This window comes from Collimonas sp. OK242 (assembly GCF_900107095.1).
Classification (GTDB): Bacteria; Pseudomonadota; Gammaproteobacteria; order Burkholderiales; family Burkholderiaceae_D; genus Collimonas.
Genome location: NZ_FNOR01000001.1, coordinates 198,247 through 212,000 on the forward strand (window position 1 = coordinate 198,247; position 13,754 = coordinate 212,000).

Here is a 13,754-nt window from a genome sequence, read left to right on the forward strand (position 1 = left end):
TTTTCTGCACGCGGCAGAGCCGGCTTGCTGAGCTTTACTGGCCGTTATGAATCACCACCAGCAAAGCCGTAGCCGCATTCTTGCCGACATTCTTGATGTAATGAGGGCGATCCGCAGCGTAGCGCGCGGTTTCGCCCACTTTGATCTTGGTGATGTTGCTGCCGCTCTGGACTTCCAATATACCGGACAAGACTGTCAGATGCTCGCGCGAAGCCGGTTCGTGCGCTTCTGAATCGAGGCAGCCGCCAGGCTCCACCGACAGCTCATACCATTCGAACTGGCCGGCCAGTTCGATCGGCCCCAGGATGCGCAGCACGCAATGGCCGTCTCTCGAGCGCAGCGATGGCGTGGCATGGCTGGGCAAGGTTTCTATCGATGCGGGAGCGGCCTGGTTGCCGTCAACCAGCAGCGAGATAGGGACGCCCAAGGCATTGGCCAGGCGCCACACCACGGCAACCGTGGGGTTAGCCTGGTTGCGCTCGATTTGCGATAGCATGGACTTGGAGACGCCGGCGCGTTTCGATAAAGCATCCAGCGAAAGCCCGTCGGCCTGGCGCAGCTTGACCAAGGTATCGCCCACTTTCGGCGGTGCATCTTCCAAATTTTTGACCGTATTACTGCTCATCTGGTTGACAACCTCGTTTTTGTGCATTATCGTGGAATTCGTGTTCGATATATCGAATTAGGGCAATATATTATATAAGATCGAGACTGAAAATGACACAAACTACAAGCACGCAAGCTGGCTGCCCCGGGTTTTACAAGCACCTGCAGGATGAATTGGCGGGGATCAAGGCCGCCGGCCTGTTGAAGTCCGAGCGCCTGATCCTTGGTCCGCAAGGCGGCAAGATCAACACCGAAAGTGGTGAATTGATCAATTTGTGCGCCAACAATTACCTGGGATTGTCTTCTCATCCAGCCCTGATCAAGGCCGCGCACGCAACCCTGGATAGCCATGGTTTCGGCATGAGTTCAGTGCGCTTCATTTGCGGTACGCAAGACATTCATCGCGAGCTGGAACAGCGCTTGTCGGCGTTCCTGGGTACCGAAGACTGCATTCTGTATGCGGCGGCGTTCGATGCCAACGGCGGCTTGTTTGAACCGTTGCTGGGCGAGCAGGATGCCATCATCAGCGATTCGCTCAACCATGCATCGATCATCGACGGCGTCCGTCTGTGCAAAGCCAAGCGCTACCGTTACGCCCACAACGACATGGAAGATCTAGAACGCTGCTTGAAGCAAGCCAGGGCCGACAATGCCCGCTTTGCCATGGTGTTTACGGATGGCGTGTTTTCGATGGACGGCACGGTAGCGCAGCTCGACGTCATCCGCCAGCTGTGCGACAAGTACGATGCACTGCTTGGCGTCGATGACTGCCACGCCACCGGTTTCATGGGCGCACGGGGACGCGGCACGCATGAAGCGCGCGGCATCTTCGGCAAGGTCGATGTGATTACCGGCACCTTGGGCAAAGCCCTGGGCGGCGCCAGCGGCGGCTTCACTGCGGGCCGGCGCGAGGTGGTCGAGTTGCTGCGGCAGCGCTCCCGTCCTTACCTGTTTTCGAATACCTTGATGCCGGCGATTGTCGGCGCTTCTATCGCGGCGCTTGATCTGCTGGAAGCGTCGACTGAATTGCGCGACCGTCTTGAGCGCAACACCGTTTATTTCCGCAAGGCCATCACTGAAGCCGGTTTCGAAATCAAGCCGGGCACCCATCCGATCGTGCCGTTGATGGTGTATGACGCCGTGGTTGCGCAAAACCTGTCGCGTCGTCTGTATGAACTCGGCGTCTACGCGGTTGGTTTCTTCTATCCGGTTGTGCCGCAAGGCCAGGCGCGGATTCGGGTGCAGATGTCTGCGGTCCACGATGAGGCGACATTGCAGCGCGCAGTGGGTATCTTCCGGCAAGCCGGTGAAGAGCTTGGTCTGCTAAAGAACTGAACAGACGAACTGAAGAGAAGAACTGAAGAGAAGAACTGAAGAGACAAACGATGAAAAAAATATTGGTAATCGGCGCCAACGGCCAGATCGGCACCGAACTGACGACTGCACTGGTCAAGCTGCACGGCGCCAAGCAAGTGGTTGCGAGCGATATACAAGCCCTGGGCCGGCACCAGGAACTGGCATATGAAAAATTGGATGTGACAGACGCCAAGCGCCTGGCCGAGGTAGTGCAGCAACACGATATCGGTGAAATCTATCATCTGGCGGCGGCCTTGTCGGCCAAAGGCGAAGAGCATCCGGAATGGGCCTGGAACCTGAATATGACCGGCCTCCTGAACGTGCTGGAAGTAGCGCGCCAGGCCAAGCTGTCAAAAGTGTTCTGGCCTAGTTCGATTGCTGCATTCGGCCCCTCGACGCCGCGCGACAATGCGCCGCAAGTCGGCGCCATGGATCCGAAGACCGTCTACGGCATCTCCAAACTGGCCGGTGAGCATTGGTGCAGCTGGTATGCGGAGAAATACGGCATGGATATTCGCAGCCTGCGCTATCCGGGGCTGATCAGCTACTCGGCCGAGCCGGGCGGCGGCACCACCGACTACGCCATCCAGGCTTTGTTCGCCGCCGCCGCCGGCCACGACTACACCAGCTTCCTGGATGTGGACAGCACGTTGCCGATGATGTACATGCCGGACGCCGTGCGCGCCACCATCGAACTGATGAGTGCGCCGAAAGAACAGTTGAAAGCTGCCGGTTCATACAATCTCGCGGCCTGGAGTTTTTCTCCGCGCGAGCTGGTCGATATCATCCAGCAGCGTTATCCATCGTTCAAGGTGGCGTACCAACCGGATTTCCGCCAGGCGATCGCGGATGCATGGCCGCGTTCGATTGACGATTCGCAGGCGCGGCAAGACTGGTCCTGGTCTCCTGCATACAGCTTGACCGATATGGTCGACGACATGCTGCTTCATCTCGTCAAGCGCAAGCCAGTAACGCAAGAGCGGGCGGCCTGAGCTAATTCGACGCTTAAAGTGGTCAGGGCAAAGGCGGTGCGCCGCCATTTTTCTTTACGAAAATGGATTCATCAGGCGCACCCCCGTACCGAGAAAATCATCGGTGTTGCGAGTGACGACCGTGAGCCCATGAATCAATCCAATGGCAGCAATTTGCTTGTCGATCGGATGTTGATTACTGGGCGACATTAACTTTCCCCAAACCTGAGCGCAATCTTCGTCAAAAACCAGGATGCGGTCAGCATATTCCGTGACAAGCTTATTCAGCCATTGCTCCAGCGCCTTGGCTTGTGTGGTATCTCCGCGGTTCGTGATGTTTTCAACGCCGCGGCGAATTTCACCTATTGTCTGCACTGAAAGGTAGATTGCATCCGGGTCGACCGCATGCCAAAATTCCTGGGTTCCCCGATTGGCCTTTTTCCCTTTGCGGGCTTCGCTGATAACGTTCGTGTCAACCAGATACACTCCTTACTCCTGAACGTTGCGAGAGTTGAAATCCGCATCTTCTCCGACATTCGGCATGCGAGACAATACCTCCGCAAGCGATTGCCGCTTTGGACGCTGCAGCGCTGCCCGTAAAATTTCCCGATGTTCGGCTTCAGCGCTGCGGCCGTGGGATGCCGCGAGTTGCTTAAGTGCGAGTGCGACATCTTCCTCAACGTTCCTGACTACCAGATTGGTTGCCATGATGGCACCTCTTTCGATGATTGCATTGATAGCAGTTTAGCGCGAAAATGCTATCAATGCTATCAATGCTATCAATGCTATCAATGCTATCAATGCTATCAATGCTATCAATGCTATCAATGCTATCAATGCTATCAATGCAATCATGGCGATGCAAGATAAAAGGGCTGGAAGACAATCATGTCTCCCAGCCCTTTTTTTGCCCGCGAACGGGCGATAAGCCTATCTTCCTGACTTACTTGCCGGCCATGCCCAGCAACATTTCGTTGAGGCGTTTGACGAAACCAGCCGGATCGGCCAACGCACCGCCTTCGGCCAGCAAGGCCTGGTCGAACAAGATGTGGGACCAGTCGCCGAACTTGGCGTCTTCGTACTTCAGGCGTTGCACCAGCGGGTGATCCGGGTTGATTTCCAGGATCGGCTTGGAGTCCGGAGCGTCCTGGCCGGCGGCCTTCAGCATGCGCAGCAGGTTGCCCGACAATTCATTTTCGTCGGCCACCAGGCAAGCAGGCGAGTCGGTCAGGCGGAAGGTGACGCGTACATCCTTGGCCTTGTCGGCCAGTGCGGTCTTCATCTTTTCAACCAGATCCTTGAACTGGGTTTCGGTTTCTTCGTGCTGTTTCTTCTCGGCTTCATCTTCCAATGTGCCGAGATCGAGGCCGCCCTTGGCTACCGATGCCAGTTCCTTGCCTTCGAAATCCTGCAGGAAAGACAGCATCCACTCATCGACGCGATCGGTCAGCAGCAGGACTTCGACGCCTTTCTTGCGGAAAATTTCCAGGTGCGGGCTGTTCTTGGCCGCGGCATAGGTTTCACCGGTAGCGTAGTAAATCTTGTCCTGGCCTTCTTTCATGCGGCCGATATAGTCGGCGAAGGATACGGTCTGGGCATCGCCGTCGTTGGTAGTCGACGCAAAGCGCAGCAGCTTGGCGATTCTTTCCTTGTTGCCGGCGTCTTCGCCTATGCCTTCCTTCAATACCTGGCCGAATTCTTTCCAGAATGTGGCGTACTTGTCTTTTTGCGCCTGGTCGTCGCTGTTCGCCAACTCTTCCAGCAAGCTCAGCACGCGCTTGGTGGAACCTTCGCGGATCACACGCACATCGCGCGATTCTTGCAGGATTTCACGCGATACATTCAATGGCAGGTCGCTGGAGTCGATCACGCCTTTGACGAAGCGCAGATAGACCGGCATCAGCTGCTCGGCATCGTCCATGATGAAGACGCGCTTGATGTACAGCTTGATGCCGCCGCGCTTGTTGCGATCCCAGAGGTCGAATGGCGCATGGCTTGGAACGTACAGCAGCTGCGTGTATTCGCTGCGGCCTTCAACCCGGTTGTGGGTGTAGGTCAGCGGCGCTTCGAAATCGTGCGAGACATGCTTGTAGAATTCAACATACTGCTCTTCGGTGATGTCGGACTTGTTGCGGGCCCACAGCGCACTGGCCTGGTTGACGGTTTCGTATTCGTCCTTGACGACGGTTTCTTTCTTTTCTTCGTCCCATTCTTCTTTCTGCATCACGATTGGCAGCGAGATATGGTCGGAATATTTGCGGATGATGGATTTCAGTTTCCAGGCCGACAGGTACTCGTCTTCACCTTCGCGCAGATGCAGGGTGATGTTGGTGCCGCGTGACGGCTTGTCGATCGCTTCGATGCTGAAATCGCCGGCGCCTTCGGATTCCCAGCGCACGCCTTCGGTGGCGTTGGCGCCGGCGCGGCGGGTATCGACCGTGATCTTGTCGGCGATGATGAACGCGGAGTAGAAGCCGACGCCGAACTGGCCGATCAGGGCGGCATCTTTTTGCTGGTCGCCGGACAGTTTCGAAAAGAATTCCTTGGTGCCGGACTTGGCGATGGTGCCCAGGTGCGAGATGGCTTCATCGCGGCTCATGCCGATGCCGTTGTCCGAAATCGTGATGGTGCGCGCGGCCTTGTCGAAAGCGACCTTGATTTTCAGTTCCGGATCGTTCTCGAACAGGGCGCCGTTGTTGATGGCTTCAAAGCGCAGCTTGTCGGCGGCATCGGATGCATTGGACACCAGCTCGCGCAGGAAAATTTCCTTGTTGGAGTACAGCGAGTGGATCATCAATTGCAGCAGCTGCTTTACTTCTGCCTGAAAACCAAGGGTTTGCTTTTCGGATACGGCCATTGTTTCCTCTGTATAAACGTAAAAAATAATGTAAAAACGATAAGGGCGGCCTGCCTGGGTCCGCTTTCATCGCGTACAGCTGAGTATTGTCCAGAAATGGGGAGTAATCCGGATTTTACAAGAGTGGGCTAAGAGCGGATTACGTGACGGTTACTTGTATTGTCTTATTTGCCACATTCCTGTTCCAGGAAGCGCCAGATCGCCGGATCCGACATCGCCGCCACGTTAACCCGCATCCTGGAAGAGGGTAGCTGGCTGGGCGAGAACAGGGCGCCGGGCGCCAGCAGGAAGCCCTCGGCCAAGGCCTTTTCTGCCATCACATTGGTGTCGTGCCCGGTATCGGCCCACACAAAGATACCGGCCGGGGTACTGATGTCGACCGTCATGCCTATCCTTTCCATTTGCCGGATGGTGCGGTCGCGTACGCTATCGAGCTTGTTGCGCAAGCGGTCGAGATGCTTGCGGTAGTGTCCTTCAGACAGGATTTTATACACTACGCGCTCGCCGACTTCGGCGCTGGTCAGGTTGGTCAGCATCTTGCGGTCGGCAAAATGCTGCGCCAGTTCGAGCGAGGTGGCGATAAAGCCGGAGCGCAGGTTAGGCGAGAGCGTTTTCGAGAAGCCGCCCATGTAGATTACGCGGTTGAGCTGGTCCAGCGCCGCAATGCGGGTCGCCGGCTGGATCGCGGAGCCGGGATGCATGTCGCAATAGATATCGTCCTCGACGATCATGAAATCATGCTCTTCAGCCAGCTTGAGGATCTGGAACGCCTTGGCTGCCGACAGCGAGGTCGAGGTCGGATTGTGCAGCACCGACACCAGCACATACAACTTGGGTTTGTGCAGCGCCGCCAGTTCCGCCAGTTTCGCCATATCCGGGCCGTCGGCCAGGCGCGGCACGCCGACCACTTTGGCGCCCAGCGCGGCAAACGAGGCGAACATCAGGAACCACGATGGATCATCGACAAAAATCACATCGCCAGGCTGGGTAAAGTGGCGCGCCACCAGGTCGAGCGCCTGGGTGACGCCGGTGGTGGTGACGAATTGCTCCGGCGTCGCGGCGATTTCCAGCTCGGCCATTTTCAACTGCAGTTGCTGGCGCAGCGGCAGGAAGCCCTGTGGAATCCCATAGGAAAGCAATTGCGCCGGATTTTGCCGGCTGATGCTGCGCAAGGCGTTGGCAATCAGATCGGCATCCAGCCATTCGCTGGGAAACATGCCGGAGCCGGGCATTTTCTTGTTCGGCGCCTGCTGGTGCATATTGCGCACCAGCCAGACTACATCGATCAGTTGCGGCTGCTTGTCGCTGGCGGAACTGCTGCCGCGGTCAGCCAGCAGCGGCGAGCGTTCGCGCACATAGAAACCTGACCCGCGCCGCGATTCCAGGCAGCCCTTGGCGACCAGCCGGTCATAGGCTTCAACTACCGTGAAACGCGAGACGCTGTGGCTGTCGGCAAACTGGCGGATCGACGGCATGCGGGCGCCGGTACGCAACAGGCGGTCGCTGATGCGGGTTTCGATGGAGCGCACGATTTGCTCGACCAGGGAGGTGTCGCTATCGCGCGACAACAGTTGCGCAGCAGCCGGAGTCGGCAGCTGGCTGCTGTTCAGCTTGCGTGGAGGGCTTGTGTTAGTCACTGTATTGGTAATTTCGCCGGGACAATGTCAGGAATTACTTGCTTAACTGTATTGGTACTGTATTGGTTTTGTGGCTTAGCATAGACCTAAATCCTGAATGCAGCAACTCCCAAAGCCTTCGAAAGCGACTTCGCCATGCAAACACTATTCGAACAACAGTCTCATAATTTGTCGGGCGGCAGTACGCTGTCCGGCGTCACCGACAGTGAATTGATATTGCGGGTAGTCAGCGGCCGCGTCTGGGTCACATTTGAAGGGCAGCCCGAAGACCATTGGCTACATGCCGGCCGCTCGCTGACCTTGCTGCCGGGCCGGATGGTGGTGGTCGAGTCCGATCCTGGCAGCAGCCGCATCACCCTGACCGGCCGGCCGCAACGCGGCACGACCAGCCTGCTGCGGGCGTTGCTGATGCGCCTGCGCGGGCCCGGCTTCCATCCTGCTACAAGTGTGTCGTGATGTTGGAGACCTTGCTGCCGCTGGCCGTATTTGCCTTTGTGTCGTCGATCACGCCGGGGCCGAACAACATCATGCTGACCTCATCCGGCATCATGTTCGGCTTCAACCGGACTATTCCGCACATACTCGGCGTGACCTTCGGGTTTGGCCTGCTGCTGGTGCTGTGCGCTGCCGGCATCGGCGGCCTGGTGCTGGCGTTGCCATCGATTCACGTCATCCTGAAAACCCTGGGTTCGGCCTATTTGCTGTATCTGGCCTGGAAGCTTCGCGATATGTCGTTCAAGTCGGAGGTCGGCGCCAACCATAAGCCGATGACCTTCCTTGCGGCGGCGGCATTCCAGGCCGCCAACCCGAAGGCCTGGATCATGGGCGTCACCAGTGCTTCGGCATTTTTGCCGCCGCTACAGCCGATCTGGTTGTCGATTGCTATCTATTGCCTGGTGTTCTGCGTCATCAACCTGCCGTGCGTGGGCATCTGGGCCGGCACCGGTTCGGTATTGCGGCGCTATCTGGCGCAACCCGTATGGCAACGTGTGTTTTGCACGGTGATGGTGCTGCTGACTATTTACTCTGCGGTTTCAATCTGGCTCTGATCCGGCCTTGACAACTATTCGAAAGATGCGCGGCATGACGGACGAATCGAGGGGCATGTGGCTGGGGCTGGTCGGGGTGGCGGTGTTCAGCCTGACCCTGCCGTTTACCCGGATGGCGGTGGCAGAGCTGAATCCGGTGTTTGTCGCATTCGGCCGGGCGGTGGTGGCTGCGCTGTGTTCGATATTACTGCTGTGGAAACTGAAAGCGCCGCTGCCGACCGCCGCCCAGTGGCAAGCTCTGGCGCTGACCGCGCTGGGCGTGGTGATCGGCTTCCCTTTGTTTTCATCGGTGGCGATGCGTTATGTGCCGGCCGCACACGGCGCCATCGTGCTCGGCATCTTGCCGCTGGCGACGGCCATGTTTGGCGCCTTGCGATTTGGCGAGCGGCCATCGGCAGGATTCTGGATTGCCGCCGTGGTCGGCAGCGCTATCGTTGTTGTTTTTGCACTGAGCCAGGGCGGCGGCAGTTTGCAAGCCGCGGATCTGGCCTTGCTGGCCGCAGTGGTGGCTGCCGCCATGGGCTACGCGGAAGGCGGACGCTTGTCGCAAACCATGGGCGGGCAGCAGGTGATCGCCTGGGCGCTGGTCATGGCATTGCCAGTCTTGCTGCCGATAACACTCTGGCTGGGCTGGCAATATGGCGTCAGCGCTTCGCCCAAGGCTTGGCTGGGCTTTGCCTATGTGTCGCTGTTTTCGATGTTTATCGGTTTCTTCTTCTGGTACAAGGGTTTGGCGCTGGGCGGTATTGCGCGGGTTGGTCAGGTGCAACTGTTGCAGCCGTTCCTGACGCTGCTGGGGGCCGCATTGATATTGGGCGAGGCCCTGGATAGCAGCAATATATTGTTTGCGCTGACAGTGCTGGCGGTGGTGGCGTTTGGCCGCAAAATGGCGGTGCGGCGGCAAGCGGCATAGCAAAATATAAAGCCGGGCTTTCGCAAAGTTGGCGGTAGGTGAGATAATCACATATTAGTCGGGATCGAACCGGCTGTATCCCATTTATCCCTTCATTGCTGCTGTTGCCAAAAGCGTCGGCAAATGATCATTTTTTCGGAGTGTCAGATGTCTGTATATGAAAAGTTGGAAGCCCTGAATATCACGCTGCCAGCGGTAGTTACGCCTGCCGCCGCTTATGTTATGTACGCCCAAAGCGGCAACACGGTTTACCTGTCCGGCCATTTGCCTAAGAAAGACGGCAAGATCTGGGTCGGCCAACTGGGCAAGGACACGACTACTGAAGAAGCCAAATTGGCGGCGCGCAGCATTGCGATTGATCTGATCGCCACCTTGCAAGCTGCTTGCGGCGGCGATCTGAAGCGCGTCAAACGCATCGTCAAGCTGATGAGCCTGGTGAATTCAACGCCTGATTTCACGGAACAGCACCTGGTCACCAACGGCGCCTCCGAATTGATCGGCGAAGTGTTTGGCGAGCAAGGCAAGCATGCCCGTTCCGCATTTGGTGTAGCACAGCTGCCGTTGGGCGCCTGCGTGGAAATTGAAATGATTGCTGAACTGGAGTAGTCCTCTGACGTAGTGGCGTAACACTGGTAGCGCTATCCGCTGCCAGCCCAGGAGACGGCAGATCATAAAAATCCACGGGCTGTTGCAATCCGGTTCGAGCTTCGGCTTGGCCCGGCAATTGACAACAGTCACTCAGAACAAGATCACTTGAAGAGAATCGTATGAAAATCGAAAACCCAACACCGCTGCAATGGCATTTTTCGCAGCGCGCACAGAAATTGCAAAGCTCGGCGATCCGTGAAATCCTCAAGATCACCATGCGCCCGGAAATCATTTCCTTCGCCGGCGGCCTGCCGTCGCCGGCCACTTTCCCGGTCGAGCAATTGAAAGTGGCGTTTGACAAAATACTGTCGCAACAAGGCAAGGTCGCTTTGCAATACGGTCCGACCGATGGTTACGGCCCGCTGCGCGAGTGGGTCGCCAACTCCTTGTCGACCAACGGCGCCAAGATCATGGCGAATCAGGTCATGATGACTTCCGGTTCGCAGCAGGGCCTGGATTTGCTGGGCAAGGTACTGATCGATGAAGGCAGCAAGGTGTTGGTGGAAACGCCTAGTTATCTGGGCGCGTTGCAAGCCTTTTCGCTGTACGGCCCAGAGTTCGTCTCGGTGCCCGCCGACGACGGTGGCCTGATCCCGGAAACCGTAGCGACCCTGGGGCAGGGCGCGCGCATGTTATATGCCTTGCCGAATTTCCAGAATCCTACTGGACGTACTTTGTCGGTAGAACGCCGTCACGCTCTGGTCGACATCTGCGCACGACTCGGTTTGCCGCTGATCGAAGATGATCCTTACGGCGCCCTCAGCTATCGTGCAGAACCGTTACCGAAGATGCTCAGCATGAATCCGGGCGGCGTGATTTACATGGGTTCCTTCTCCAAGATTCTGACACCAGGAATACGCCTCGGTTACGTCGTCGCGCCACGCGCGCTGATCGAAAAGATGGAGCAGGCCAAGCAAGCTACCGATCTGCACACTTCCCAGCTGACGCAGATGGTGGTGTACGAGACCATCAAGGACGGTTTCCTCGACCAGCATATCCCGACCATCCGCAAACTGTATTCCGCTCAGTGCGACGCCATGCTGGATGCGCTGCAAACGTATTTCCCCAGCGGCGTTAGCTGGACCAGGCCGGAAGGCGGCATGTTCATCTGGGTCACTTTGCCTAAGCACATCGACAGCGTCAAGTTGTTGGCGGAAGCAGTGGAGCAGCACGTGGCATTCGTGCCGGGTGGGCCGTTCTATGGCAACACACCGGAACAGCATACCTTGCGCCTGAGTTTTGTGACTGTACCGCCGGCCAAGATACGCGAAGGCATAGAGCGCCTGGGTAAATTGATCGCTGCCAAGATGTAAATCCCTGTTGCGTAGGATGGGCAAAAAAACTGCCCACCCTGCTTGGCAGAATGAAAAAGCCGGCTTCAAGCCGGCTTTTTCATTTTCAGGTCTGCGCAGTCAGCGTCGCCGGCTTCAGTTTCGATTCCAGCATTTTCCCTTTACGCGCCCGCTTGCCGATATGCGGCGCCAGTCCCGATGCCGACAGCGCCACCTGCTGCGCCTTGCCGCCACGGCCGATGCCAGTCACCAGCACGCCGCGCTGGCTGATCGGTTGTGCCGCCAGCAATTTCTCGTTGCTCTCCAGTTCCATCAGGATCACACCGCGGCCGCCATTGCTGAGCGATTTGCATTCGTCCAGGCCGAACACCAGCAAACGGCCTTTTTCCGACAGGCAGGCGATGGCGCTGACGCCGTTGGTCAGTGCCTGCGGCGGCAAAGGCAGATCGCCATCGTCCAGCGTCACATACGATTTGCCGGCTTTCACCCGGCTCAGCATGTCGCCGATCTTGGCGGTGAAACCGTAGCCGCCCGAGCTGGCCAGCAGCAACATTAAATCGGATGGGCCGGCAAAATAGTGCAATATGCTGCTGCCGTTAGCCAGGTCGATCAGGGTAGTGATCGGCACGCCGTCGCCGCGCGCGTTGGGCAGGCTCGCCACCGACACGGAATAGATGCGGCCGTTGGAGCCGAAGGTCAGCAGGTTGTCGACGGTGCGGCATTCGAACGCGCCGTACAAGGCATCGCCGGCTTTGAAACCGAACTGGCTGGCGTCATGGCCGTGGCCGGTACGCGCGCGTACCCAGCCCTTTTGAGAAATGATGACGGTCACCGCCTCATCGACGATCCTGGTTTCCACTACCGCTTTTTCCGCTGCTTCGATCAGCGTGCGGCGGGCATCGCCAAACTGTTTCTGGTCGGCTTCGATTTCCTTGATGACCAGCCGTTTCATCGACGCCGGATTGTCGAGCAGGTCGACCAGCGTAGCTTTCTCATTACGCAGCTCCGCCAGTTCCTGCTGGATCTTGATCGACTCCAGGCGCGCCAGCTGGCGCAAGCGGATTTCAAGAATGTCTTCGGCCTGGCGGTCGGACAGCTTGAACGCTGTAATCAGCGCCGGCTTCGGCTCGTCCGATTCGCGGATGATCTTGATGACCTTGTCAATATTCAGCAAGATCGCTTCGCGGCCTTCCAGGATATGGATACGGTCTTCGATTTTTTGCAGCTTGAACTGCGAGCGGCGGGTAATGGTGGTGAAGCGGAAGGCGATCCACTCGCGCAAGATCATGCCCAGGCCCTTCTGGCGCGGGCGGCCATCGCCGCCGATCATCACCAGATTGATCGAGGCGCTGCTTTCCAGCGAGGTATGGGCCAACAGCATGTTGGTGAATTCGGTCTGGTCCAGGTTTTTCGATTTCGGCTCGAACACCAGGCGCACCGGCGCATCGCGCCCCGATTCGTCGCGCACCGTATCAAGTACCGACAAGATGGACGTCTTGAGCGCCAGCTGTTCCGGCGTCAGGGTTTTCTTGCCGAGCTTGATTTTCGGATTGGTCAGTTCTTCGATTTCTTCCAGGATCTTTTGCGAGGAAGCGCCAGGCGGCAATTCCGTGACTACGGCCTGCCATTGGCCGCGCGCCAGGTCTTCGATTTTCCAGGTGGCGCGCACCTTCAGGCTGCCGCGTCCGCTTTCGTACATTTCCGAAATCGCGGTGGCAGAGGTAATGATCTGGCCGCCGCCGGGGAAGTCGGGGCCGGGAATGATTTGCATCAATTCGGCATGGCTTAAACCCGGGTTGCGGATCAAGGCAACCGCCGCCTTGGCGACTTCCTGTAAATTGTGCGACGGAATTTCGGTAGCGAGACCGACCGCAATTCCGGAGGCGCCATTCAGCAATACAAAGGGCAGGCGCGCCGGCAGCAGTTTCGGTTCCTCGGTGGAGCCATCGTAGTTGGGTTGGAAGTCGACTGTGCCCATGTCGATTTCTTCCAGCAGCAATCTGGCGATGGGCGTCAGGCGTGCCTCGGTGTAACGCATCGCCGCAGCGCCGTCGCCGTCGCGCGAACCGAAGTTACCCTGGCCGTCGACCAGCGGATAACGCAGCGAAAAATCCTGGGTCATGCGCACCAGAGCGTCATACACCGATTGATCGCCGTGCGGATGCAGCTTACCCAGCACATCGCCGACCACCAGCGCCGATTTGCGCGGCTTGGCGGCGGCGTTCAGGCCGAGTTCGCTCATCGCATACAGGATACGGCGCTGCACCGGCTTCTGGCCGTCGGAGACATCGGGCAAGGCGCGTCCCTTGACTACCGAAATGGCGTAGTCGAGATAGGCGCGTTCAGCGAAGGTGGCAAGGGTTAAGGATTCAGCGTCCGGGCTTGGTGCATCTGGCGTAGCAAACAGATCGTTTTGGTCGGTCAT

At 57.8% G+C, this 13,754-nt stretch carries 13 protein-coding genes; 7 read left to right on the forward strand and 6 right to left on the reverse strand.

All coding sequences use genetic code 11. The annotated features are described in order from the left end of the window. Positions 1-34 precede the first annotated feature (34 nt). Complete coding sequence (locus tag BLV81_RS00905; RefSeq protein WP_092351750.1) at positions 35-625, reverse strand: helix-turn-helix domain-containing protein; 591 nt, start codon at positions 623-625, stop codon at positions 35-37. A gap of 92 nt (positions 626-717) precedes the next feature. Between BLV81_RS00905 and kbl the strand changes: the two genes are divergently transcribed. Together kbl and BLV81_RS00915 are read left to right on the forward strand one after the other, a co-directional pair. Beyond that, positions 718-1,941, forward strand: a complete 1,224-nt coding sequence (kbl, locus tag BLV81_RS00910; protein ID WP_092351480.1) for a glycine C-acetyltransferase — start codon at positions 718-720, stop codon at positions 1,939-1,941. Between the two features lie 50 nt (positions 1,942-1,991). Next, on the forward strand, positions 1,992-2,954 hold the full coding sequence (locus tag BLV81_RS00915) for an NAD-dependent epimerase/dehydratase family protein (protein ID WP_092351482.1): 963 nt from the start codon (positions 1,992-1,994) through the stop codon (positions 2,952-2,954). Positions 2,955-3,008: 54 nt separating this feature from the next. Here the strand turns inward: BLV81_RS00915 and BLV81_RS00920 are convergent, their stop codons facing one another. The 4 genes from BLV81_RS00920 to BLV81_RS00935 all read right to left on the reverse strand — a co-directional run bounded on the left by BLV81_RS00920 (position 3,009) and on the right by BLV81_RS00935 (position 7,427). Further along, positions 3,009-3,419, reverse strand: coding sequence for a type II toxin-antitoxin system VapC family toxin (locus tag BLV81_RS00920; protein WP_092351484.1), 411 nt, complete (start codon positions 3,417-3,419; stop codon positions 3,009-3,011). A 3-nt stretch (positions 3,420-3,422) separates the two neighbouring features. Further along, positions 3,423-3,641, reverse strand: a complete 219-nt coding sequence (locus BLV81_RS00925; protein WP_092351486.1) for a FitA-like ribbon-helix-helix domain-containing protein — start codon at positions 3,639-3,641, stop codon at positions 3,423-3,425. 235 nt (positions 3,642-3,876) lie between these two features. Continuing rightward, positions 3,877-5,790: a molecular chaperone HtpG gene (htpG, locus tag BLV81_RS00930; RefSeq protein ID WP_092351488.1), complete on the reverse strand. Its 1,914-nt coding sequence runs from the start codon at positions 5,788-5,790 to the stop codon at positions 3,877-3,879. A gap of 164 nt (positions 5,791-5,954) precedes the next feature. Further along, positions 5,955-7,427 carry an aminotransferase-like domain-containing protein gene (locus BLV81_RS00935; protein ID WP_092351490.1) on the reverse strand — a complete coding sequence of 491 codons (1,473 nt, stop codon included), beginning with the start codon at positions 7,425-7,427 and terminating at the stop codon, positions 5,955-5,957. A 135-nt stretch (positions 7,428-7,562) separates the two neighbouring features. Between BLV81_RS00935 and BLV81_RS00940 the strand changes: the two genes are divergently transcribed. From BLV81_RS00940 to BLV81_RS00960, 5 genes are all read left to right on the forward strand, one after another. Next, positions 7,563-7,883 carry a DUF2917 domain-containing protein gene (locus tag BLV81_RS00940; RefSeq protein WP_092351492.1) on the forward strand — a complete coding sequence of 107 codons (321 nt, stop codon included), beginning with the start codon at positions 7,563-7,565 and terminating at the stop codon, positions 7,881-7,883. Continuing rightward, a complete protein-coding gene (locus tag BLV81_RS00945) occupies positions 7,883-8,476 on the forward strand; it encodes a LysE family translocator (RefSeq protein ID WP_092351494.1) in 594 nt (197 codons plus the stop codon). The genes BLV81_RS00940 and BLV81_RS00945 overlap by 1 nt, the downstream gene beginning before the upstream one ends. A gap of 34 nt (positions 8,477-8,510) precedes the next feature. Continuing rightward, the gene (locus BLV81_RS00950; RefSeq protein ID WP_255364847.1) at positions 8,511-9,389 is read left to right on the forward strand and encodes a DMT family transporter; all 879 of its coding nucleotides are present in this window, start codon (positions 8,511-8,513) and stop codon (positions 9,387-9,389) included. Positions 9,390-9,536: 147 nt separating this feature from the next. Continuing rightward, the gene (locus BLV81_RS00955) at positions 9,537-9,995 is read left to right on the forward strand and encodes a RidA family protein (protein WP_092351496.1); all 459 of its coding nucleotides are present in this window, start codon (positions 9,537-9,539) and stop codon (positions 9,993-9,995) included. A gap of 161 nt (positions 9,996-10,156) precedes the next feature. Continuing rightward, positions 10,157-11,350, forward strand: coding sequence for an aminotransferase-like domain-containing protein (locus BLV81_RS00960; protein ID WP_092351498.1), 1,194 nt, complete (start codon positions 10,157-10,159; stop codon positions 11,348-11,350). Positions 11,351-11,435: 85 nt separating this feature from the next. Here the strand turns inward: BLV81_RS00960 and parC are convergent, their stop codons facing one another. Next, a complete protein-coding gene (gene parC, locus BLV81_RS00965) occupies positions 11,436-13,754 on the reverse strand; it encodes a DNA topoisomerase IV subunit A (RefSeq protein WP_092351500.1) in 2,319 nt (772 codons plus the stop codon).